We start from the raw sequence: 23,024 nt of genomic DNA, 5'->3' as shown, positions 1-23,024 counted from the left end.
CACAAGGTTAGCCTTACCTAAGTTTTGTCGAACAACTCGGTCGCAGAGGGAGTTGGGTGCCTTGTCCTTGCCGTGGACACCAGTGAGTGCGCGTACAGAATCCGGCCGCACGGCCGTCACGGTGAGGGTGGCCGGCGCGAACCCGCTTTTTCTCATGGCGCGCCTCGCGCGCTGCGGGCTGTTCGACGACCACGTCGTCTACGAGCGTCCCGGCTCGTGGACGTTCGCGGGCGGGGTGCTGGGAGAGGTCGTCCTGGACGCACCACCGGCCGGCGGCACGGAAGGCATCGCGGACGGTCGTCCGCCCACGAGGAACGGCATGCTGCGCACCTGGTGGGACGGCGGTGAGCGGCAGGAGCACGCCTGGTCGGGACGTCCCGCCGACGCGCTGGACGAGGCGTTCCGTTCGTGCCCCTTCCCGCGGTGGAACGCCTACGGCTGGATCGCGTTCGAGTTCGCGGGCCCGCGGAACCGCGGCGAGCGGCTCGCGCACCTCATCGTCCCGCGCACGGAGGTCCGCGTCGGCGCCGGGGAGGCCGTCGTGACCAGCGTGGACGCCGCGGAGGCCGAACGGGTGGCCGCGCTGCTCGCCGAGCCCGCCGAACCCCGTCTCGGCACGCCCGAGCCGGTCGGGGTCCGGGTCGGCGGCGACACCTACCGGACGCGCGTCGCCCGCGCCGTCGAGGAGATCGGCGCGGGCCGCTACCAGAAGGTCATCGTCTCCCGGCGGCTACCGATCTCTTTCCCCGTCGATGTGGTCTCGACGTACGTGCGCGGGCGGTCCGCCAACACCCCGGCACGCTCGTTCCTGTTCCGCCTCGGCTCCTTCCAGGCCACCGGGTTCAGCCCCGAGGTGCTGGCCTGCGTCGACGCCACCGGCACCGTGATGACGCAGCCGCTGGCCGGCACCCGGGCGTTCGGCCGCGGCGCGGAACTGGACGCGGCCACCCGGCGCGAGCTGGAGACCGACCCCAAGGAGATCTTCGAGCACGCCGTGTCGGTGCGCACCTCCCAGGAGGAGCTGAACCGGGTGTGCGAGCCCGACACCGTCCAGGTCACCGGGTTCATGTCGGTGAAGGAACGCGGCAGCGTGCAGCACCTCGGATCGAGCGTCAGCGGACTGCTCGCCCAGGGACGCACGAGCTGGGACGTGCTGGACGTGCTGTTCCCCGGCGTGACCGCGTCCGGCATCCCCAAGCCGGAGGCCATGGACGCCATCGCGCGGCTGGAGGAACCGCGCGGCCTCTACGCCGGCACGGTCCTCACCATCGCGCACGACGGCGCGATGGACGCCGCGCTCGTCCTCCGCGCCCTCTACAGCGACGAGCGCGGCGCGTGGCTGCGCGCGGGCGCCGGGATCGTCACCGGCTCCACCCCGGAGCGGGAGTACGAGGAGACCTGCGAGAAGCTCTCCAGCATCGCCCCGTACGTCGTCCCGCTCCCCTGACGCCTGGTGACGGTGACGCCTGGTGACGGCGGCCTGGCCGCCCGGCGGGTTCAGCCCAGCCGGGCGGCCAGCGCCTTTTTCGCGATCTTCCCGACCGGGGTGCGGGGGAACTCCGCCACGATCTCGACGCGGTCGGGGAACTTGTAGGCGGCCACGCCGCGGTCGCGGAGGAAGTCCTTGGTCTCGCGCAGCGACGGCGCCGTGGCCCCCTCGCGGACGACGAGGAACGCGCAGGTGCGCTCCCCCATCACCGGGTCGGGCATGCCCACGACGGCGGCGTCGTGGACGGACGGATGCGCCAGCAGGTGGTTCTCCAGCTCCTCCGCCGAGATCTTGTCGCCGCCCCGGTTGATCTGGTCCTTCGCCCGTCCCTCGACGACCAGGTGCCCGGACGGGAGGCGCCGTACCAGGTCGCCCGTGCGGTAGAAGCCGTCGGGCGTGAACGAGCGCGCGTTGTGCTCGGGCGCCCGGTAGTAGCCGCGCAGCGTGTACGGGCCGCGGGTGAGCAGCTCGCCCACCTCCCCCGGCGCGACGTCGTTCCCGTCCTCGTCGACCACGCGGACCTCGTCGGCGGGCGACATGGGCCGTCCCTGGGTCCGCTCGACCAGTTCGGGCGGATCGTCCAGCCGGGTGTAGTTGAGCAGGCCCTCGGCCATCCCGAACACCTGCTGGACGGCGCAGCCCAGCACCTCGGGCACCTGCGCCGCGCGCTCGGCGGCGAACTTGGCGCCGCCCACCTGGAGCAGTTCCAGGGACGACAGGTCCTCGTCCGACCACGACACCGCGTCCAGCCACAGCAGCGCGATCGGCGGCACCATGGCGCACACCGTGACCTTCTCGCGCTCGATGAGCGGGAACGCCTCGTCCGGCGACCCGGACGGCGCCAGCACGACCGTCCCGCCGGTGGCGAACACGCCGAGGATGCCGGGGCAGGCGAGCGCGAAGTTGTGCGCCGCCGGCAGCACGACCAGGTAGACGGTGGTGTCGGAGAAGCCGCACAGCTCGGCGCTGGCCTCCAGGTTGTAGACGTAGTCGCGGTGGGTCCGCGGGATCAGCTTCGGCAGGCCGGTCGTCCCGCCGGAGAGCAGGAAGACGCCGACGTCCGCGGGGTCGGGGCCATCGGCCGCGGCGGGCACCGACGCGGGATCCACGTCGAGGTCGGCGAGCGCGGTGAACTCCTGCGCGTCACCGTCCACGACCACGTGCTCGACTCGGACGGCGCGCGCCAGGGTGCGGTGGTCGAAGCCGCCGTCGCCCGTCTCCGGAATGACATACGCCTTGGCCTGCGACAGCTCGCACAGGTAGCCGATCTCGCTCTCGCGGTGCGCGGGCAGCGCCAGCACGGGCGCGGCGCCGATCCGGGCGAGCGCCAGGAACACCACGACGAACGAGGCGGTGTTGGGCAGTTGCACGACCACGCGGTCGCTACGCACCACGCCCAGGCCCCGGAAACCGGCGGCGACCCGGTCGGCGCGCCGGTCCAGCTCCGCGTAGGTGAGCCGCTCGTCGCCCGCCACCAGCGCGACCCGGTCCGGCTCGCCGCGCAGGACGCCGCCGAGCAGCCGGTCGCTCCAGTAGCCCTCGGCCTTGTACCGCGCCTCGAACTCCGGAGGCCAGGGAACGAACCCGTCCATCGCGCCCTCCTTTTGGGGACGGTCTTCGAGGCTCGCCGTACGGCTCTGCCCCGGCATGGTCACCTTCCCGCCAGCTGCGCCTCGGCCCCGGGCACGGGCTCGGCCGGGTCCGCGCCGACCGCGACGACGCGGTTGGCGCCGTCCACGTGCACCACCTTCGGCGTGTGCTCGTGCCGCTTCGACTCGTCCACGGCGGTGTAGGTGATGATGATGACCAGGTCGCCGGGCTGCACGATCCGGGCCGCGGCGCCGTTGATCCCGATCACGCCGCTGCCGGCCTCGCCGGTGATGGCGTAGGTGAACAGCCTGGCGCCGTTGGTGATGTCGACGACCTGCACCTGCTCGCCCTCCACGATGTCGGCCGCCGCCATCAGGTCGGCGTCGATCGTCAGCGAGCCCACATAGTGCAGGTCCGCCTGGGTGACGGTGGCACGGTGGATCTTCCCGTTCATCAGCATGCGCAGCACCGGTTCGGCCTCTTTCGTCCGGATAGGCTCGATCAACTAAGGTGAGCCTTACCTTAATTCAGCCCGGTGTCGAGGAGAAGTCCCCAGGATGGTGCGCAGTCTCACCCGCCGGCTCGCGATGGACGTCAGCCCCCTTCGGGAGTCCAGGCCGTTCCGCAATACCTTCGTCGCCCGCACGGTGTCGGTCTTCGGCATCGGCATGCTGATGGTCGCGCTGCCGGTGCAGGTGTACGAGATGACCGGCTCCACCGTGCACGTCGGCGCCGTGTCCGCGTCCAGCGGTTTCGCGCTGCTGGCCGGGTTCATGTGGGGCGGCGTCCTCGCCGACCGGTACGACCGGCGCCGCCTGATGCTGCACGCGCGCACCGCCGCCGGGATCGGCTTCCTGCTGCTCACGCTCAACGCGTTCCTGCCGTCCCCGTTCCTGGCCGCGCTGTACGTGCTGGCCGCGTGGGACGGGCTCGCGACCGGCGTCAGCGTCACCGCGCTGCTGGCCGCCACGCCCGCGCTGGTCGGCCCCGACAAGCTCGTGGCGGCGGGCGCGCTCAACGCGCTCACCGTGCGGCTCGGGTCGATGCTCTCCCCCGCGCTCGGCGGGCTGGTGGTGTCGGCGTTCGGGGTCGGGTGGAACTACGCCGCCGCCGCGGCGGGGACGCTGGGGACGCTGCTCCTGCTGACCGCCCTGCCGCCGCTCAAGCCCGCCGCGGAGACGCACGAGGCCCCGCTGAAGGCGCTGGGCTCCGGGCTGCGCTTCGTGGCATCCCACCGCGTCGTGGGCTCGCTGATGCTGCTCGGGACGCTGTTCATGGTGGCGGGCGGGATCCCCGTGCTGATGCCCGCGTTCGCCGCCCTCAGCCTCGGCGGCGGGCCCACCACGGTCGGCCTGCTGTACGCGGCGCCCGCCTGCGGCGCCGTCCTCGCGTCCGTGACGAGCGGCTGGGCGGCGACCGTACGCGCGCCTGGCCGCGCGCTGCTCGTCGCGTCCGTGGCGGGCTTCGCGACCCTCGCCGTGCTCGGCCTGTCCCGGCATCCCGCGCTCGCCGTCGCGATCCTCTTCGGGTACGGGTTCGTCGCGTCCATCGAGGAGATCCTGCGGTACGGCCTCATCCAGAGCCACACGCCCGACGCCTACCTGGGACGGGTGAACGCGCTGTGGTCCGCGCAGGAGACGGGCGGCGAGGCCGTCGGGGCGCTGGGCGCCGGGGCGCTGGGCCGCTACCTCGCGCCCGGCGCCGCCATCGTCGTCTACGGGACGGTCAGCGCCGTCCTCGCCCTCGGGCTCGCGCTGTCCCTGACCGGGTTGCGCGGCGCCACGCTCGCCCCCGAGCCCGCGCGCGCCCCGGATCCCGCGCCGGATCCGGGGCGCGCCTGACGACCGTGCGCCCGCTCACTGGGAGAGGCGCTCGGCCAGCTCTTCCTCGGACATGTCCTGAACCATGAGCCAGATCCCGGCCACGGCCTCCAGGCGCCCGGGCTCGGCCTCCAGTTCGGTGAAGCGCCGCGCGATCCGCGCGATGGTGCGCTGGGCGAACAGGACCCGCACCGGAAGGTCCGTGGTGTCCAGCGCCTCGCGCGCACGGGCAATGACGGACGTGGCCAACACGGAGTCACCACCGAGCGCGAAGAAGTCGTCGTTGACACCGACCCGGCGCCCGGAGCGGAGCGCCAGCGGAGCGGAGGGCGTCGGGTCGGTCTGCTCTTCCGGGGGGTGTGGGGGGTCGTCCCCCCACAATGAATCGACCCGGCGCCCGGAGCCGAGCGCCAGCGGAGCGGAGGGCACCGGGTCGGTCTGCTCTTCCGGGGGGTGTGGGGGGTCGTCCCCCCACAATGAAACGACCCGGCGCCTGGAGCCGAGCGCCAGCGCAGCGGAGGGCGCCGGGTCGATGCCGAGCACGTCGGCGATGATGCGGGCGAGGACCTTTTCCACGTTGGTGCGGGGCGCCACGTACGCCGGGCCTGCCTCGCCGCCCGCCTCGGCGGCGAGGGCGGCGAGCGCCTTGCGGTCCACCTTGCCGTTGGCGGTGAGCGGCAGCTCGTCCAGGGGAACGAGCAGTTCGGGCACCATGTGCGGCGGCAGCAGCTCGCGTACGTGGGCGAGCACGTCGTCTCCGTCGTCCACTCCGGTGACGGCGGCGGCCAGGCGGCCGGAGGCGAGCAGGCCGACCGCGCGGCCCACCTTCGGGTGGCTCTCCAGCGCCGCCTCGACCTCGCCCAGCTCGATCCTGAAACCCCGCACCTTCACCTGGTGGTCGCGGCGGCCGAGGAACTCGATCGTCCCGTCCGGCCAGTAGCGGGCCAGGTCACCGGTGCGGTACCAGCGGGTGCCCTCGTGCTCGACGAACCTGTCCGCGGTGCGCTCCGGGTCGCCGGTGTAGCCGTCGGCGACGCCGGCGCCGCCGATCCACAGCTCGCCGGTCACCCAGTCGGGACGGTCCCGGCCGAGCTCGTCCACGACCCGGCAGGCGACACCGCGCAGCGGCACCCCGTACGGGATCGCGCGCCAGCCCTCGGGGACCTCGCCGACCTCCTGCACCGTGGAGTGGATCGCGGTCTCGGTCGTCCCGCCGAGGGCCACGAACCGGGCGCCGGGCGCGCGCTCGCGCAACAGGCCGGGCAGGTGCGCGCCGACCCAGTCGCCGCCCAGCAGCACCAGCCGCAGGCTCGGCACGGGACCGGTGGCCAGCAGCATCTCCAGCACGGACGGCACGCAGTTGAGGACGGTCACCGACCAGCGTCCCGCGAGCGCGGCCCAAGCGGCGGCGTCGCGGCGCTCGTCCTGCTCCGGCAGCACGACCGCGCCACCGGACGACCAGGGCGCGAACAGGTCGAACACCGACAGGTCGAAGTCCAGCGCGGACACCCCGAGCGTCGCGTCCGACGGGCCGAGGCCGAAACGGTCGACCAGGTCGCCGATGGTGTTCATCGCGGCGCGGTGCGAGACCTCCACGCCCTTGGGCTCGCCGGTCGATCCCGAGGTGAACAGGACGTAGGCGACCTGCTCGGGCGGCACCGGGACCGGCGCGTCCAGCGGGGCCGCGTTCCCGGGGGCGACCGAGGTCAGACGGGCCGCCACCGCCGCGCTCACGCGGATCCTGGCGCGCCGCGCCTCCGGCTGCTCCGGGCCGATCGGCACGTACGCGGCGCCCGCCGCCAGCACGCCGAGCACGGCGACGGCCTGGTCCGGGCCCTTGGGCAGCTCGATCGAGACGCGGTCGCCAGGACGCACGCCCTCCTCCTCGACGAGGCGGGCGGCGACGCCGAGCGCGCGGCGGGCGAGTTCGCCGTAGGTGAGGGTGCCGTCGGTGCCCCAGCGCAGCGCGGGCGCGTCCGGCGTCTCCCGGGCGTGGCGGAAGAAGCCCTCCGTGAGGGTACGGGCGGGCGGGGCCTCGGTCGCGTTCAGCTTGTGCCGGACGCGCAACTGGTCGGGCGTCGCGGTGATGCGCAGCGGCTCGGTCCAGTCCGCGCCCTCCGCGCCCAGCCGTGTGACGGCACCGGTGTAGGCGGCGAACATCGCCTCCGCCACGCCGTCGGGGAACGCGGGACGCCGCACGTCCCAGTTCAGCAGCAGCCCGCCGGAGATCTCGGTGACCTGCGCGTCCAGCAGCACCTGCGGGCCCTGCGAGACGATCCACTCCGGCTCGCCGAAGCTGCGCCGCACCCGTTCGCCGAACAGCTCGCCCAGGTTGAGCGCGCTGGTGTAGACGATCGGGGCGAGCACCTGTTCGCCCCGCTGCCTGGACAGGTCGCGCAGCACCTCCAGGCCGGAGTAGTCGCTGTGCGCGCCGGAGGTGTGCAGGCGGGCCTGGACGGCCCGCGCCCGTTCCACGAACGGCAGCTCCTCGCCGAGGTCGATCTCCAGCATGATGGAGCCGGTGAAGTCGCCCACCACCTTGTCCACGTCGGGGTGGACGGGCTCGCGGTGGAACAGCGGCAGGTTCAGCAGGAACCGGGGCGTGGCCGACCACGCGCCGATGACCTCGGCGAACACGGCGGCCAGCGCCATCGCCGGGGTGACGCCCTCGCGGTGCGCGCGGGAGAGGAGGCGGTCCTTGTCGTCCGGCGCCAGCCAGTGGTGCAGGCGCACCACCCGGTCGCCCGGCTCGGGCACCACCGGCAGCTCGGGCGGGCCCGGCAGGTCGCCCAGCCGTTCCGCCCACCACTCGCGGTCGCGCGCACGGGCCTCGGCGCGCGGATCGGCGGCGAGGTAGCGGGCGTAGGTGTAGGTGATCGGCTCCAGGGACTCGCCCTCGTAGAGCGCGGCCAGGTCGTCCAGGAGCGTGCGGTAGCTCATCGCGTCGGCCGCGACCATGTCCACGTCGAGATGGAGCCGCGTCGCGCCGTCCGGGAGCAGGCTCAGCCGAGCGTCGAAGACCCGGCCCTCCTCAATGGGAAGGCGCTGCACCGACATCTCCTCGCGGACGCGCTCGAGCTCGGCGTCCGGATCGTCGGCCGCCCGGAGGTCATGGACGGTGATGGCGGGTTCGGGGCGCACGGGCAGGATGCGCTGCGTGCCGTCGTCCGACACCGCGACGCGCAGCATCGGGTGGCGTTCGGCAAGCCCGCGCACGGCCTGTTCGAACCGGGCCGGGTCGATGCGGCGCCCGTCCAGCTCGACGTACAGGTGCGCGGCGACCGAACCGAGCGCCTGGTCGTCGTCCCGGCCGATCCAGTACGCGTGCTGCATCAGGGCCAGCGGGAACGACTCGGGTTCGTCCTGCGGCTGGTCGTGAGCGGGGGCGGGTTCGACGACGCCCCGTTCCTCCAGCAGCTCCCACCATTCGCGGAGGGTGGGACGTTCGGCCAGTTCGGCGAAGCGCACCTCGATGCCCCGCTTGCGCAGCCGGCCGGTCAGACCCATCAGCCTGATGGAGTCCATGCCCAGCTCGATGAGGTTGTCGTCGGGACTCGCCTCCTCGCCCAGCACCTCGGCCAGCCCCTGGGTCAGCATGGCGTGCAGTTCGTCCCTGGTGAGCACAGCACCCCCTGTCGATTTAGGTAAGGCTAACCTAATCAACACGACTCGGGGGCGTCAACGTCACCCCTGGGAGCCCGGTCCCCCGGCCACCGCGTAGGAACGCCGTCTGTCCACCGGCACGACCAGCGGGGTGCCGGACTCCGGATCCTCGATGACCTGGCACGGAAGCCCGAACACCCGCTCCACCAGCTCCGCCGTCACCACCTCTTCGGGACGGCCCTGCGCGATCACCTCGCCGCCGCGCATCGCGACCAGATGCGTCGCGTACCGGCACGCGTGGTTCAGGTCGTGCAGCACCGCCACCAGCGTGCGGCCCTCCTCGTGCAGCCGCGAGCACAGGTCCAGAACCTCGATCTGGTGCGCGATGTCCAGGAACGTCGTCGGCTCGTCCAGCAGCATGATGGGGGTCCGCTGCGCCAGCACCAGCGCCAGCCACACCCGCTGCCGCTGCCCGCCCGACAGCTCGTCCACCACCCGTCCCGCCAGATCCGTGACACCGACCGCGTCCATCGCCCCGGCCACCGCGCGCTCGTCGTCGCGCGACCACTGCTTCAGCAGCCCCTGGTACGGATACCGGCCCCGAGCCACCAGATCGGCCACGGTGATCCCCTCCGGCGTGATCGGCGACTGCGGCAGCATGCCCAGCCGCCGCGCCACCTCCTTGCCGTGCAGCGACAGGATCGGCTCACCGTCCAGGAAGACCGTGCCCTCCTTCGGCCTCAACAGCCGGGCCAGGGCACGCAGCAGCGTCGACTTCCCGCACGCGTTGGGCCCCACGATGACCGTGAACGACCCGTCCGGGATCTCCACCCCGAGCCCCTCGGCCACCACCCGCTGGTCGTACGCCAACGTCAGCCCGTCCGCCCTCAACCTGCTCAAGGTGCGCTCCCCGCTCGTCTCCGGCACGTCTCCTCGCTCACGCGATGACCCTCCGTCCCTTGCTCGCCAGCAACCAGACCAGGTACAGGCCGCCCAGCACGCCGGTCACCACGCCGACCGGCATCGCCACGGGCAGCCGCAGCGAGATCAGGTCGCCGCACACCAGAAGGGCCGCGCCCATGAGCCCGGCAGACAGCACATGCGGGCCCGTACGCCGGGTCAGCCTGCGCACCAGTTGCGGCGCGGCCAGCGCGACGAACAGGACGGGACCCACCGCCGCCGTCGCCGCCGCGCACAGCCCCACGCCCGCGACGACGAGCATCGCCCGCGACCGCTGCACCGGCACGCCGAGCGCCTGCGCGGCCTCGTCCCCCAGCTCCCCCATGCCCAACTGGCGCGAGAACGCCAGCGCCAGCGGGACCAGCACCACCATGGCCAGCGCGAGCGGCCTGGCCTGTTCCCAGCCCCGCCCGTTCAGGCTCCCCGACAGCCAGAACGCCGCCTCGTACGCGTCCCGCAGCTCCGCCCGCGTGATCAGGTAGGCGTTGAACGCCTCCAGCATCGCCGCCGCGCCGACCCCGATCAGCACCAGCCGCATGCCGTGGACGCCGCCGCCCTTGTACGACATCGCGTACACCACGAGCGCCGTCGCCACCGCGCCCAGCACCGAGCTCGTGGCGATCGCCACGGCCCCGCCGCCGAAGAGGAGGATCTGCACCAGCGCGCCGGTCGCCGACCCCGTCGTGAACCCGATGAGGTCCGGGCTGCCCAGCGGGTTGCGCGAGATGCTCTGGAAGATCGCTCCGCTCATCCCCAGCGCCAGGCCCGCCAGTAACCCGACCAGAGCCCGCGGCAACCGCAACGTCGTGACGATGAACCCGGTGGCCTGGTCCCCCTGCCCCACCAGTGCCCGCACGACCTCGGCCGGCGAGATGGGGAAGTCACCCGTCCCGACCACGAGAACGGCGGCGCCGCACGCCACGACGAGCAACGCGGCACCGACCAGGACGATCCGCGGCTCCCACCGCACCGAGACGGTCCCGCCGCGCAGAACCCTCATAGTTTCCGCATCCCCCCGCGCCGCACCATCAGCATGAAGACCGGCGCCCCGAGGAACGCGGTCACCAGCCCGGTCTCAAGCTCACCCGGGGTCACGACGCGGCCGAGCACGTCCGCGAACAGCATCAGCACCGGCGCGAGCAGCAGCGAGTACGGCAGCACCCAGCGCTGGTCGGGCCCCACCCACGCACGCACCATGAACGGCACCGCCAGCCCGAGGAACGCGATCGGCCCGACCGCCGCCGTCGCCGAGCCGCACAGCACCACGATCGCCGACGCCCCGAGCGCCCGCGTGCGCCCGGGACGCACGCCCAGGGCCTGCGCGGCCTCCTCCCCCAGGCCCAGCGCGTTGAGGGAACGTGCCAGCGCCAGCCCGAGGACCGTCCCCGCCACCAGGAACGGCAGCACCTCGAAGAAGACCTCCAGGGGCCGCCCCGACAGCGACCCGACCTGCCAGAACCGGAAGCCGTTGAACGTACGGGGGTTCAGCAGCATCAGCCCGGCCGTCAACGCCGTGAACACGGCGTTCATCGCGGCGCCCGCCAACACCAGCCGTCCCGGCGAGGCCCCGCCCCGTCCCTGCGCGCCGATCAGGTACACGAGCGCCATCGACCCGGTGGCCCCGGCGAACGCGGCCCACACGTACACCAGCACCTGGTCCGTCCGGAACGCGCTCATGACGATCACGACCGCGAGCGCCGCCCCGCCGTTGACCCCCAGCAACCCGGGTTCGGCGAGCGGGTTCCGCGTCAGCGCCTGCATCAACGCCCCGGCCAGGCCCAGCGCCGCGCCCACCGCGACGCCGAGCAGCGTCCGCGGCAGCCGCAGTTCCCGCACGATCAGCGCATGCTCGGACCCGTCCGGCGCGACCAGCGCCCCGACCACATCGCCCAGCGGAACCCGCTGCGCTCCCACCGCGAAACTCGCCGCCACGGCCAGCGCCAGCAACCCCAGGAGCAGCGCCAGCCCGCCCCACCGCCCGGTCCGAACACTTCCCGTCGCAGGCACCCCCTCACCTGCGGACGCTTCCCGCACGGACGTCAGCACCCAATTAGGTTAGCCAAAGCTAAATCCGTACGCGATCCCCGATATAGGGGAACGCCCCCCATACCACCAGGTGGGGGGCGTTCTCGATGATTCGGTCAGCGGGTGGCCGGGACGGGTTCCTGGGTGGTCGAGGGGGTGGGTTCGGGTGGGGGTTCTTCGGAGATGGCCAGGCGCTTGTGGACGGGGCGGAGGAAGGCGGGGAGCCACCAGTTGAGGCGGCCCATGAGGGTCATGGTGGCCGGGACGAGCAGCATGCGGACCAGGGTGGCGTCCAGGGCGATGGCCAGGACCAGACCCAGGCCGATGGCCTTGATGGGGGCGAAGCCGCCGGCGGCGAAGCCGGCGAAGACCACGCCGATCAGGAGGGCCGCGGCGGTGACGATGCCGCCGGTGCTCTGGATGCCCGCGGCGACCGAGACCTGCGGGTCGTCGCCGGCCAGCGCGCGTTCGCGGATGCGGGACAGCAGGAACACCTCGTAGTCGACCGAGAGGCCGAACGCGATGGCGCCGACCAGGACGGGGACGGTCAGGTGGACGTAGCCCATGCCCTCGGTGCCCATCAGGCCGGCCAGGTTGCCGTCCTGGAAGACCCAGACCACGGCGCCCAGGGCGGCGCCGATGCTGAGGAGGTTGGTCAGGACGGCCTTGACGGGCAGGACGACCGAGCCGGTGAAGGCGAACAACAGGAGGAGGGTGCCGACGGCGACCAGGGCGATCGCCCAGGGGAGGCGGTCGGCCAGCATCGCGCGGTAGTCCACGAGGCGGGCGGTGTCGCCGGTGACCTGCACGTCGAGCGGGAGGTCGCGGATGGCGGCCACGGCGTTACGGGCGTCGGCGCCCTCGGCCTGGCCGGTCGGGGTGGCGGTGATGACGGTCAGGCCGGGGGCCAGTTGTCCGGCCTCGACGTCGGTGACGCCCGGCATGGCGGACACGGTCTGGCGCAGTTGCGCGATACGGGGGTCGTTCGCGGGGATCCTGGTGACGACCTGGATGTCACCGGCCCACTGCACCTGGTCGGGGAAGTGCTCGTTGAGGCCGTCCCACATCTGGCGGGTGTCGGTGGAGTCCGGCAGCATGCGCGGGTCGCCCATGGCGATGCGCATCCCGAACACCGGAACCGCCAGGGTGACCATGACGGCGGCGATGGCGACCAGGACGGCGACCGGGCGGCGCTGGACGCCGCGGGCGACCCGGGCGAACACCTGGCCGCGGCCCTCGCGGCGGCGCGGGCGGATCCGGTGGCCGAAGCGGCTGAGGAGCGCGGGCAGCAAGGTGAGCGCGACCAGCATGTCCACGGCGACGACCGCGGCGCCCGCCAGGCCCATGGAACGCAGGAACGGGTCGGGGAACACCACCAGCCCGGCCAGCGCGACCATGACGGTCAGCCCGGAGAACGCGACGGTGCGCCCGGCGGTGGCGCTGGTACGCGCCACGGCGGTCGCCACGTCCGGGGCGGTGCGCCGCTCCTCGCGGAAGCGGCTGACCATGAGCAGCGCGTAGTCGACGGCCAGGCCGAGCGCCAGCATGGTAACGATCTGGACGGCGTAGACCGAGATATCGGTGACGGCGCTGAACGCGAACAGGATGCCGAACGCCCCGCCGGTGCCGACGACGGCGACCAGCAGCGGCAGGCCGGCGGCCAGCAGCCCGCCGAAGACGATCAGCAGGAGGACCAGCACGACGGGCGTGCTGAGCATCTCGGCCCGCGCGACGTCCTCGCCCGCCTGCTCGTCGAACTCGGCGTCGGACAGCGGCCCGCCCGCGACGGTGACCTGGGCGTCGACCGCGCGCAGGCGTGCGGCCGCCGCCTCGGCCGCGGCCTCCTCGCCGTCCCCGGGGGCGAGCCGGACCTGGACCAGCAGCGCCCTGCCCGTCGCCGCGGAGGGCAGCGGCTCGGACACCGCGGTCACGCCCGGCACGGTCCGCGTGGCGGCGACCGCGGCGGCCACCTGCCGCCTCAGCTCCGGATCGTTCGCGGGCCTGCCGGTGATGACGGCGTTCAGGGTCTCGGGACGCGGCGCGGCCTCCTCCAGCCTCTGCGCCGCCTTGTACGACTCGCTGCCGGGCACCGTCCCGACGTCCGGGACCAGCCGGCCGAACACGCCGGTGCCGATGCCGAACCCGGCCCCGACCACCACGAGCCAGAGCGCGACGACGGCCCAGGGCCGCCGTGCGGACACCCCCGTGAGTGCGCGGATCATGTCAGCCTCCAAGTTTTGTGAGCTGCCCCGATGTTCGTACGGCCGGGCGCGCGGCGGATCGCCGCCAAGAGCGGAACAGCGGCCCGCTCTCGGGAGCGGGCCACCTCACTCTCAAGAGTGGTTCAGGCGTGCTGAGGGGGTGCGTTCTCACCCGGCTGGACGAGGCCGGACTCGTACGCCAGCACGACCGCCTGCACCCGGTCGCGCAGGCCGAGCTTGCTCAGCAGGCTGCTGACATGCGTCTTCACCGTGTGCTCGGTGACGTACAGCTCGCGGGCGATCTCGGCGTTGGACAGTCCCCTGGCCACCTGCCGCAGTGTGTCGGTCTCGCGGGCGGTGAGCGCGTCCAGGCGCCCGTCGGGGCGGGGCGCGGCCGGGCGGCCGGATGACGAGGGGGCACGACGGTCTCCCCGGTTCACCACCTCGGCGATGAGGCGGCGGGTCACGGTCGGCGCCAGCAGCGCCTCGCCCGCGGCGACGACCCGTACCGCGTCGACCAGCTCGTCGCGCCGCATGTCCTTCAAGAGGAAGCCGCTCGCCCCGGCGCGCAGCGCGTCGTACACGTACTCGTCGAGGTCGAACGTGGTGAGCACGAGCACCCGCGCGGAGGTGTCACGGCAGATCGCGGTGGTCGCCTCGATGCCGTCGACGTTGGGCATGCGCACGTCCATCAGCACCACGTCGGGACGCAGCTCGCGGGCCAGCCGGATCGCCTCGGCCCCGTCGGCCGCCTCACCGACCACCTCCAGGTCGGGCTGCGCGGAGAGGATCATCCCGAAGCCGTCACGGACGAGGGCCTGGTCGTCGGCGATGAGGACACGGATGGGTTGCGCGGGTGGCACGCGTCCGATTCTAGGGGGCGTCGCCGCTCAGTCGCCGCTCAGAGGCAGCTCCGCCCGGACGCGGTATCCGGTGCCGTCCGGGCCCGGTCCCGTGACCAGGTCGCCGCCGGCCGCGGTGACGCGCTCGCGCATGCCGACCAGCCCGTGCCCGCCCTTGCGCCCGTTGGCCGTGGCGACGGCCGTGGACGGGCCGCGCCCGTCGTCGCTCACCTCCACGGCCAGCGCGTCGTCCCGCCAGATCAGGCGGACCCGCACGGCGCGCGCTTCCGCGTGCTTGACGGTGTTGGTCAGCGCCTCCTGGACGATCCGGTACGCGGTGACCTCCAGGTCGGACGAGATGGGGCGCGGTCGGCCGTCGCGCTCCAGGGTGGCCTCGAGCCCGGCGTGCCGGACGTCCTCGACGAGCGCCTCCAGCGCCGTCAGCCCCGGCGCGGGACGCCGGGGAGCGCCGTCTGGCTCGGACCGCAACACCCCCAGCGCCCGCCGGAGCTGTGCCAAGGCGTCGCGCGCCGTCTCCGAAATGGTGTCGAACATCCGCTCCGCCCTGTCGGGGTCGGTGCGGACGGCGAGCGGCCCGGCCTCCGCCTGGATCGCGATCATGCTCATGGAGTGCGCGAGGATGTCGTGCATCTCCCGCGCGATGCGCTCGCGCTCGCGGGTGGCGGCGGCGGCCCGCTCCTCGGAGAGCCGGGCGGCCCGCTCCTCCAGCATCGCGATCCGGTCGCGCCGCGCCCGCCCGCCGGTGCCGAGCGCGTAGGCGACGGTGAAGCAGACCATGGTCAGGGCGAAGTCGATCCCGATCTCCTGGACATCGGTGATCTTCGGGCCGAGCGAGATCGTGATGCCGGCCAGCGTGCCGACCGCCGCGATCAGCCGTTCGGCGGGCGGGCACAGCGCGGCGAAGGTGTAGGTGGCGACCAGTTGCGCCGCCGGCAGGTCGCCTATCGCGTGCGCGAGGGAGAGCCACACCGTGCAGATCCCGCAGATCATCGTCACTTCGAACGGGTACCGCCGCCGCCACAGCAGGGGGAGGCAGCCGCACAGCGCCACGCCCACCAGATACCAGGTGAACGTCCCCTCCCCGAGCATCTGTGCCACGGCGTTGCCCATGCACGCGGCCGTGAGGACCGCGTCCACCGCGATGGGCGGCAGGGAGCGGGCCCGCTCGGCGATGCGCTCCGCTCGGGCGGTCAGAGACGACATTCGCCCAGTATCGGGCCTGGACGCACCGGTGTCCTCACTCGTGAGAGCGAGGGCGCCCGGCGGGCCGGCCCGTCAGCGGTCGACGCCGTAGATGACACGGCCGCGGCGGGCGGTGCCGTCGATCTCCGCGTACAGCCGCAGGCACCAGATCACCCGCCCGGGGTGGGTCTGGCTGAGCACCGGGACGTCGTCCTCGGTCAGGTCCCGCACGTCCCGGAAGCGGCGGGCCGGCTCCCGCACCCGCGCCCGTCCGCCCAGTCCCCCGGCCAGCGAGAACACCAGGTCGTGCGAGCGGGCGGCCAGCGCGTTCCACCAGGAGGCAGGGTCGGCGGCGGGCGGCAGGTAGGCGACCGAGCACACCGCCTCGTCGACCGCGACGGCCGCCTCAAGGGCGCGGTCCGGGCCCTCCCGGACGGCGGCGGGATAGGCGGTGAGGCGGGTGAGCAGTTCCCGCGTGTAGTCGGCCAGGGCGGACGCCTCGGCCAAGGGGCGGGGTCTGGGCGTCAGGCTCTCGAAGTAGAGCGCTTCGGGATCGAGCCCGGCGACGGTGAGCGCCTGCGAGGCGAGCGCGGCGAAGGCTTTCCCGGTCGCGTCATCGGCGGGGAGCGCGCCCAGGGCTTGCGCGACCTCCGGCGGCGCGTCCGCGCCCATGACCGTCCGGACGCCGCGCACGCCACGTTCGGGCCATGGCAGGACGAGGTCTTCCTCGGAGTCGAGCGCGGGCAGCGCCACCGCGTCGGACGTGGCCGAGGCGGGGACCGCCCGCGCGGCCCGCCCGCGCCAGATCTCGGCGAGCTTGCGCGGCAGCCGCAGCAGCGCGCAGTTGAAGGCGATCCACTGCCGTGCCGGGTCGTCCTGGCGGCGGACGTCGCCCACGTGCTCCCGGACGGCGCGGTCGGCGTAGAAGGCGTCGAGGAGCGTGCCGACCTCATCGTTGCGCGGAGCGGCCGGCCGCGGCCGCTCCGGCTCGCCCAGCAGATCGTCCAGGACGGCCCGCACGCCGGTGAACGCCTCGCCGCCGGGGTCGCCGGGGTGCAGCAGGGCCGTCTGGTCGAGGGCACGGGACAGCAGCCTGAGCCCGTCGTGCAAAGTGCTCGCCAGCTCGGAGTCCGCGACGACGAGGAGCCGCCGGAACGGCTCGGCCTCTCCCCCGCTCATTGCTCACCGCTGAACGGGTCGCGCGCCTCGTCCAGTTGCAGGTCGGGCTCGGCCAGCTCGGTGCTGAACACCGCGCCCGGGTCCCGTTCGACGTCCGGTAGCCCTTCCGCGCGAACGAACGGCGGGCCGCCCGGGTGCAGGCGCAGCACGCCGTCCTCGTCGACCGACACCCAGCACGCCACGTACGGCGCCTCGGGCGGCGGCTTGCCCTCTCCCACGCGGACGACGTCGTCGCTGTCGCTGAAGCGCAGATGGAAGGTCCACGTCCCGTTGCGAGGCGGACGGCGCAGCGGAAGAGGGGACAGCAGCCCCGCCCGCACCTGGCCGTCCCGCCCGCGGAAACGGTCGGGCAGGACGGCCGGGTAGATGCGGCCGTCCGGCCCGATGGCCAGGTCGCCGAACACGACCGATCCGCCGGCCGGGTCCTCGGGCGGGGTGTCCACCACGAGCTGGAAGCGCGGCCCCGGGTCCCCGCCCACCGCGCGGCCCATGTTTGCGAGCACGTCGTGGATGTTGCCGAACGTCTCGCCCCCGAGGACGTAGTGCGGCCGTTCCCCGCGCCACAGGTGCAGGGTCGGGGTCAGCTCGTGGCTCATGTCGAGCATCGTGCGGATCTCGCCGGGCCACACCGACGGGGACAGCTCCTCGGCGTCCGGGCGGCTCTCGTAGCTGAACGAGCCCCAGCGCAGCGACGCCGAGCCCTCCACCTTCCGCATGATCTGGAAGCTGCGCAGCAGCGGTCCCGTCGCGTCGGTGCGGACGCGGGTGCCATGGTCGGCGTCCACGATGTCCAGCGAGTCCCCGGCCGACAGCACCACCAGCTCCTGGCCGTCCTGCCCGGCCAGCGCGAACGAGCTGGGCAGCCCGCGGAACAGGTTCTCCACCTCGACGTCGATGACCGAGTCGTCCTCGCGCAGCCGGGCGGCGGCGTTGGCGGGCTGGTCGTGCCCGAACTGCCGCAGGCTCTCCGCCCAGCAGGCCCCGATGGACGCGGCGTTCTTGGGCAGCGTCCGCTCCACCTTGATGTCGTGCGCCGACCAGGCGAAGGTCTCGTGCCCGCCGGGACGCGCCCCGAAGCCCGCCGCGAACTCCTCCTCCACCAGCGGCAGCGCGCTGGCGTTGCCGGTGAGGATCAGCTCGTCCAGCCGCTCGTCGCGGTCCCGCAGGCGCTCCTCGACCAGCGCGTTCGCCAGCTCGACGACGCGGCGCACCGAGGGACGGGCCAGGTCCTCGAACTGGGCGCTCTGTAGCACCAGCCCGTCCACCCCCCGCTCGGGGATCACGGCCCGGGAGTCGTGCAGGGCCCGCAGGATCCGGCCGAGCACCGCCTTGGAGACGCTGTAGGAACCGTTGCCGCGCGCGGCGCCCAGCTCGCGCTTGGCCTTCTCGGCCTCGTCCCACAGCAGCTCGAAGGCGCGGCGGCGGCGCGGGTCCCGCTTCCAGTGCGTGGGGACGATGTCCTCGACCAGCTCGGTGATCTCACCGGGCAGCGGCAGCTCGTCCGCGACGTGCATGGGCAGGCTGCCGGCCAGGTAGCGGCCGTCGGAGTCGCGCAGGGAGTCGGGCAGCGAGGCGGCCAGCCGCTGCGAGTCGTGCGCCAGCAGCGCGTCCGCCAGCAGCAGCTTCAGCCAGTGGAACACGCGCAGCGTGATCAGGTTGCCGCCGAGGTTGGCGTGGCCGCTGGACCCCCGCAGCGTCGGGACGATCCGGTAGAAGCGGCCGGTGAACCGCGGGTCGCTGCCCGCGAGCGGCGGCGTCTCGTCGCTGAGCACGAACGTGATGAGCGCGATGTCGGTGGTGCCGCCCCCGATGTCGACGACCAGCACGTTGCGCTGCCAGTGCCCGGGACGGCCGGGCAGCGGGCGGCACCGGGCCCGCAGCGCCTCGATGCCGTTGCCCGAGCGCGCCCCCACGTCCTTCATCAGGAAGAAGAACGCGGCGCCCACGGCCTCGTCGTAGCTGGTGTAGACGGTGGTGACGCCCAGCGCCTTGCGCACGATGGGACGCAGCTCGCCGCGCACCTTCAGCGAGGCCATCGCGGGGTAGGTGACGACGACCCGGGCGACCGGGCGCCGGTCCATCAGGCGGCGGTGCTCACGGCGGTCGGTGAGATGCCGGTTGGTGCGGTCGATCAGATCCGCGTACGAGGCGCCGATCAGGTCGCGGACGGTCAGCTCCCGGCCGTCCAGCGTCGTCTCGACCTGGTCGAGCCGGTCGAAGCGCGCCTTGAGGCCGTAGAACACGCGGGGGCCGTCGTCGGGCGCGTCGGGCTCGGCGACGTCCACGGTGGCCGGGCCCAGCCGCACCTTCAGCGGGTCCACCGAGGTCACCTCCGCCCGGCTGGACAGGACGGTGTCGCCCTCGTTCGGGTCCAGCACGATCTGGTGCAGCGACCGGGTGTCCAGCGCCGGGACGGCGAACGCGGTGTCGTAGCAGCGGTGCAGCCGCACCGCCAGCCAGCGGCGCAGCGCGTCGCCCGCGTACTGGAGGTCGAGGTCGAGCCTGCGCAGCACCTCGTGCATCAGCTCGTCGCTGCTCGACCTCCGCGCCCGCAACGCCGCGACCAGTTCGCGCACCGGGTCGGTGACGTCCGGGATCAGGGACTCGGCGATCTCGGCGAGCAGTTCCCGCCATTCCTCGGCCGCGTCCCCGTACGGGTCGTGCCGCTCGCCGGGGACCGACTCCAGCAGCGCCACCAACTGGTCGCGCAGCTCCTCCTGCTGGTTGACCGACATCGACACGCGCTGGACCAGCTCGCTGTCGAGCAGCGTGACCGTGGAGTTGGTCGTGCCGAGGTCGACGGCCGCGAAGCCGTGGTGGCCGTCCGTCACGACCTTCCTTTCCTCCGGGGCCTGTGGTGCCGGCTGTTCGGGCGCGGCGGACTCCCGTACCGGCGGCGGCCCGTACTGGGGCGGGGGCGGTGGCGGCGGTGCCTGAGCCTGCGTCTGCGCCTGCGGCGGCGGCACGTACGGCGTGCCCGCACGCGGCCGGAAGATCAGGTCGCAGGCCACGCGCTGCGACATCTCGATGCCGGGTCCGCCCGAGCCCGCCGCGGGCACCCCCCGGTAGATGACGTCCAGGACCAGCCGCACCCGCCCCGCCCCCTCGACGTCGATGGCGGGGATGGACGGGCCGGGAACGGTGATCTGCCCGTGCAGCGGCTCGGTGGTGAGCCGCGCCGCCCGGAACGCGTTGCGGACGACCTCGCGCAGCACCGGGGAAGAACGGGCCGGCTCCGGAAGCGGAGCGCCAGCGGAGCGGAAGGAGTCGGCCCGTTCCGCTTTTCCGGGGGATGTGGGGGGTCGTCCCCCCACAGGGGAAACGGCCGGTTCGAGGTCGGCGGCGATGGTGGTGAGCCACACGGGCGGGTGGGTCGGGGTGACCTCGATGTCGGGGAGCCGGTACCGGCCGCCCTGCTCGACCAGTTCGATGGGCCCGCCACCCCAGCCGGCCCGGTTCCCGGAGCGGAGCGCCAGCGGAGTGGAGGGAACCGGGCCGGCTTGCTCTTCCGGGGGGTGTGGGGGGTCGCCCCCCCACCGGGGCACGGCCCGGTTGGGTGCGATCCGTACGATCAGCGGCATCAGAGGTCCCCCCGTCCGGTGTCCTGGAGCAGGGCGTCGGCGAGCAGGGCGAGCGCCGCGTCGTCCGACCGGCGCTCCTGGCCGAGCGCCCGCGCGGCCAGCCGCCCGTAGTCGCCCTGCGGCAGCGCGTCCAGCCTGCGGGCCAGCGCCGCGCGCACGTCGTCGACCAGGGCGCGGCGCCGCCGCTCGGCCTGGAGCATCACCTTGCGGGTCAGGGCGTTGACCAGCTCCCTGCGCACCGCCATCACCTGGATCTGATGGCGCCGCTTCTCCAGCTCGTCGGCGGGCCAGCCGTGCGGGACGGGGTAGTCCGGATGCCAGGGCAGACCGTGCTCGCGGCGCAGGGGGAAGTCCTGGACCTGCGCGCTCTCCTCGGGTGGAGGCGGGTCTGTGGGCGGCGGTTCGTCCGGGGCGGACTTGCGCGCCCGTTCGACCTCCTGCCGCACCCAGCCGAACGTGAGGAACTGGTCGGCCCAGGCCACCGCGTCCCTGTCGCCCTCCGTCCCCTCCAGGAGGGACGCTATCCTCCTCCGCGGCTCCTCGGCCTCCTCGTCGCGGGCGCGGATCCAGCGGTCGAGGAGGGTCTGGTCGAGGTCGACGATCTGCGACTCCAGCCGCTCCAGCGCCGCGTTGAAACTCTTCTCCAGCTCGCCGGTGTCGTTGGGACGCAGCTCGCTGCGGTCGAGCTGCCTGATCGGGACGACGCCGCGCTCCACGGCCTCCAGCAGCCGCCGCCATTCGGGCCAGCGGAACACGTCGTCGACGACCCGTTCCTCCACGGCGGCGCGCAGCCCGGAGTCGCCCTCGGCCTGGTCCATCTGCGGACGGACGTTCTGCAGCAGGCCGCGCGCGTTCCTGGCCACCTGGATGAGCAACCGCCGCAGCTCCCGCTGCTCGGGGGTGGGACGTGCGGCGGGGCGGCGCCCGTCGTCGGGACGCAGCGCGCGGGCCAGGTCGCGCTGCGCCTGGACGCGGTCGTCGATCAGCCGGGTCATCCGGTCGAGCCGTAGCGGCATCCCGTGCTCGCCCACGTGCCGGGCGATGGTGTCGCGCAGCCGTCCGATCCCGCCGTCCACGGCGGCCGCCTCCAGCAGGGCGCCGAGCGGGCGCCCCGGGTCGTCGGCGTTGAGCCGCTGGGCCAGCCTGCGCCAGCCGTCCGCGCACGCCCGCACCGCGTCCGCGCTGCCGACCTCGACCGGCGACGCCTCGCCCTCCGCCAGCAGCCGCGCGTAGAGGGCGGAGGCGAGCGTGATGCGGTCGGTGTGGCCGTGGGTCACCGCCTGCTCGGCGATCCCCAGCAGGGTCCGCAGCGCGTCGGAGTGGCCCAGCACGGCCTCGGTGTGCAGCGGGCCGGGCGCCGTCTCCGCGCCGTGCAGGCCGCCGGGCAGGCGGTCCAGCCGGTTGGCGACGACCAGGCAGGACGGCGCCAGCTTGGCCGACCGGGTGCGCTCGAACCTGGTGATGAGACCCAGCGGCGCCTCGTCGTACGGGGACTCGGCGTCCAGCATGATGACGATCGAGGTGAGCCGGTCGATCTCCTGGTCGGCCAGGTAGGCGTCCCGCTCCTTGGACGCCAGGCTGCCCAGGCCGGGGAAGTCGACCAGGCTCACCGACTCGGCGCCCAGCTCCTCCAGCGGCCACACCGCCGTGGGGACGAGCACGTCCAGATGGATCCGGCGGATGAACGCGAACCCCGCGGCCAGCGCCTCCTCGGTCAGCCGGGCGCCGGGACGGATCGGCAGGCCGGGGCCGGGACGGGGCGGCATCTCGCCGCGCGCCGTCTCCAGGACGTCGGTGTCGAGGCGGATGGCGCCGGCGCTGAGCGTGGCGAAGTCGACCTGCTCCTCGCGGCCGAGCACGTCCCGTCCGGCCAGGCAGGCGGTGCGGAACGCGAGCAGCTCCAGGATCCGCAGCCGCAGCGCGGTGCTCCCCGTGGGCCAGCCGCGCTCGGTGAACCAGCGCACCAGCCCGTTCCAGCCCTCGGCGGTGAAGCGGGCCGGGCCTTCGGGCGGCAGGCCGTCCAGTTCGGCGAGGGCGCGGTCGTCGAGCTTGCCGGAGCCGCGCGCGGTGTCGCGGACGGCGTCGAACAGGGCCGCCAGGCATCCGGCGAGGTCGGTCTCGTTGAGGAACTCGACCCGCGCGCCGGTGAGGCGCGACTCGGTGTCCTCGCGCGAGGGCCGCAGGTGCAGGACGGTGACGTTGCCGGTCGTCGGCGCGTACCCGCTGGGCAGCAGGTCAGGACGGCCGAGCAGCATGTTGAGCAGCAGCGTCTTGCCGGTGCTGTGCACGCCGAGCACGCCGATCGTGACCGGCTCGTCGGCGCAGCGGCGGACCAGCTCGGCCCGGTCGAGCAGGGCGCGGCGGGCGTCCTCGGCGCCCGGAGGCAGCTCACCCGCCGCGGCCACCCGGGCCACCAGCGCGTCGTTGGCGCGGCGCAGGCGCTCGATCTCCGCGGCGGCCTCCGCGGTGTCGCCGGCCAGAAGACGCCCCTGTCCCACCATGCTGCCCCCCGCGGAAGCCACGTTCTACGG

General features: G+C 73.7%; 14 protein-coding genes. 2 read left to right on the top strand and 12 right to left on the bottom strand.

Annotation, left to right across the window (positions count from 1 at the left end; genetic code table 11):
- Positions 1–154: 154 nt before the first annotated feature.
- Positions 155–1,447, top strand: coding sequence for a salicylate synthase (locus QSK21_RS14980; protein WP_285696329.1), 1,293 nt, complete (start codon positions 155–157; stop codon positions 1,445–1,447).
- Positions 1,448–1,497: 50 nt separating this feature from the next.
- Here the strand turns inward: QSK21_RS14980 and QSK21_RS14975 are convergent, their stop codons facing one another.
- Positions 1,498–3,138 (bottom strand): (2,3-dihydroxybenzoyl)adenylate synthase, encoded by a 1,641-nt coding sequence (locus QSK21_RS14975; RefSeq protein WP_502871565.1) that lies wholly within the window; start codon positions 3,136–3,138, stop codon positions 1,498–1,500.
- A 2-nt stretch (positions 3,139–3,140) separates the two neighbouring features.
- Positions 3,141–3,548 carry an aspartate 1-decarboxylase gene (gene panD / locus QSK21_RS14970; RefSeq protein WP_285696552.1) on the bottom strand — a complete coding sequence of 136 codons (408 nt, stop codon included), beginning with the start codon at positions 3,546–3,548 and terminating at the stop codon, positions 3,141–3,143.
- Between the two features lie 88 nt (positions 3,549–3,636).
- On the opposite strand from panD, the gene entS reads away from it, so the two are divergent.
- Entirely contained in the window at positions 3,637–4,920 is a 1,284-nt protein-coding gene (gene entS, locus QSK21_RS14965; RefSeq protein WP_285696328.1) for an enterobactin transporter EntS, read from the top strand.
- 15 nt (positions 4,921–4,935) lie between these two features.
- Here entS and QSK21_RS14960 read toward each other — a convergent pair whose 3' ends face one another.
- The 10 genes from QSK21_RS14960 to QSK21_RS14915 all read right to left on the bottom strand — a co-directional run bounded on the left by QSK21_RS14960 (position 4,936) and on the right by QSK21_RS14915 (position 22,994).
- Positions 4,936–8,523, bottom strand: coding sequence for a non-ribosomal peptide synthetase (locus tag QSK21_RS14960; protein ID WP_285696327.1), 3,588 nt, complete (start codon positions 8,521–8,523; stop codon positions 4,936–4,938).
- A 60-nt stretch (positions 8,524–8,583) separates the two neighbouring features.
- Positions 8,584–9,402, bottom strand: a complete 819-nt coding sequence (locus QSK21_RS14955) for an ABC transporter ATP-binding protein (RefSeq protein ID WP_285696326.1) — start codon at positions 9,400–9,402, stop codon at positions 8,584–8,586.
- A gap of 37 nt (positions 9,403–9,439) precedes the next feature.
- Positions 9,440–10,462 (bottom strand): FecCD family ABC transporter permease, encoded by a 1,023-nt coding sequence (locus tag QSK21_RS14950; RefSeq protein WP_285696325.1) that lies wholly within the window; start codon positions 10,460–10,462, stop codon positions 9,440–9,442.
- Positions 10,459–11,469 carry a FecCD family ABC transporter permease gene (locus tag QSK21_RS14945; protein WP_285696324.1) on the bottom strand — a complete coding sequence of 337 codons (1,011 nt, stop codon included), beginning with the start codon at positions 11,467–11,469 and terminating at the stop codon, positions 10,459–10,461. Before QSK21_RS14945 ends, QSK21_RS14950 begins: the two co-directional genes overlap by 4 nt.
- Positions 11,470–11,603: 134 nt before the next feature.
- Positions 11,604–13,709: an MMPL family transporter gene (locus tag QSK21_RS14940; RefSeq protein ID WP_285696323.1), complete on the bottom strand. Its 2,106-nt coding sequence runs from the start codon at positions 13,707–13,709 to the stop codon at positions 11,604–11,606.
- A 122-nt stretch (positions 13,710–13,831) separates the two neighbouring features.
- Positions 13,832–14,551: a response regulator gene (locus QSK21_RS14935; RefSeq protein ID WP_285696322.1), complete on the bottom strand. Its 720-nt coding sequence runs from the start codon at positions 14,549–14,551 to the stop codon at positions 13,832–13,834.
- Positions 14,552–14,578: 27 nt separating this feature from the next.
- Positions 14,579–15,754, bottom strand: coding sequence for a sensor histidine kinase (locus QSK21_RS14930; RefSeq protein WP_285696321.1), 1,176 nt, complete (start codon positions 15,752–15,754; stop codon positions 14,579–14,581).
- Between the two features lie 72 nt (positions 15,755–15,826).
- Complete coding sequence (locus tag QSK21_RS14925; protein ID WP_285696320.1) at positions 15,827–16,912, bottom strand: hypothetical protein; 1,086 nt, start codon at positions 16,910–16,912, stop codon at positions 15,827–15,829.
- Positions 16,909–20,493: an Hsp70 family protein gene (locus QSK21_RS14920; protein ID WP_285696319.1), complete on the bottom strand. Its 3,585-nt coding sequence runs from the start codon at positions 20,491–20,493 to the stop codon at positions 16,909–16,911. The genes QSK21_RS14925 and QSK21_RS14920 overlap by 4 nt, the downstream gene beginning before the upstream one ends.
- The gene (locus tag QSK21_RS14915) at positions 20,493–22,994 is read right to left on the bottom strand and encodes a dynamin family protein (protein WP_285696318.1); all 2,502 of its coding nucleotides are present in this window, start codon (positions 22,992–22,994) and stop codon (positions 20,493–20,495) included. Before QSK21_RS14915 ends, QSK21_RS14920 begins: the two co-directional genes overlap by 1 nt.
- Between the last annotated feature and the right edge of the window lie 30 nt (positions 22,995–23,024).

The organism is Actinomadura sp. NBRC 104412, from assembly GCF_030269515.1.
Lineage (GTDB): Bacteria > Actinomycetota > Actinomycetes > Streptosporangiales > Streptosporangiaceae > Spirillospora.
The sequence above is the reverse complement of the archived record's forward strand: the minus strand, read 5'-3'. Positions and strand labels throughout refer to the sequence as shown.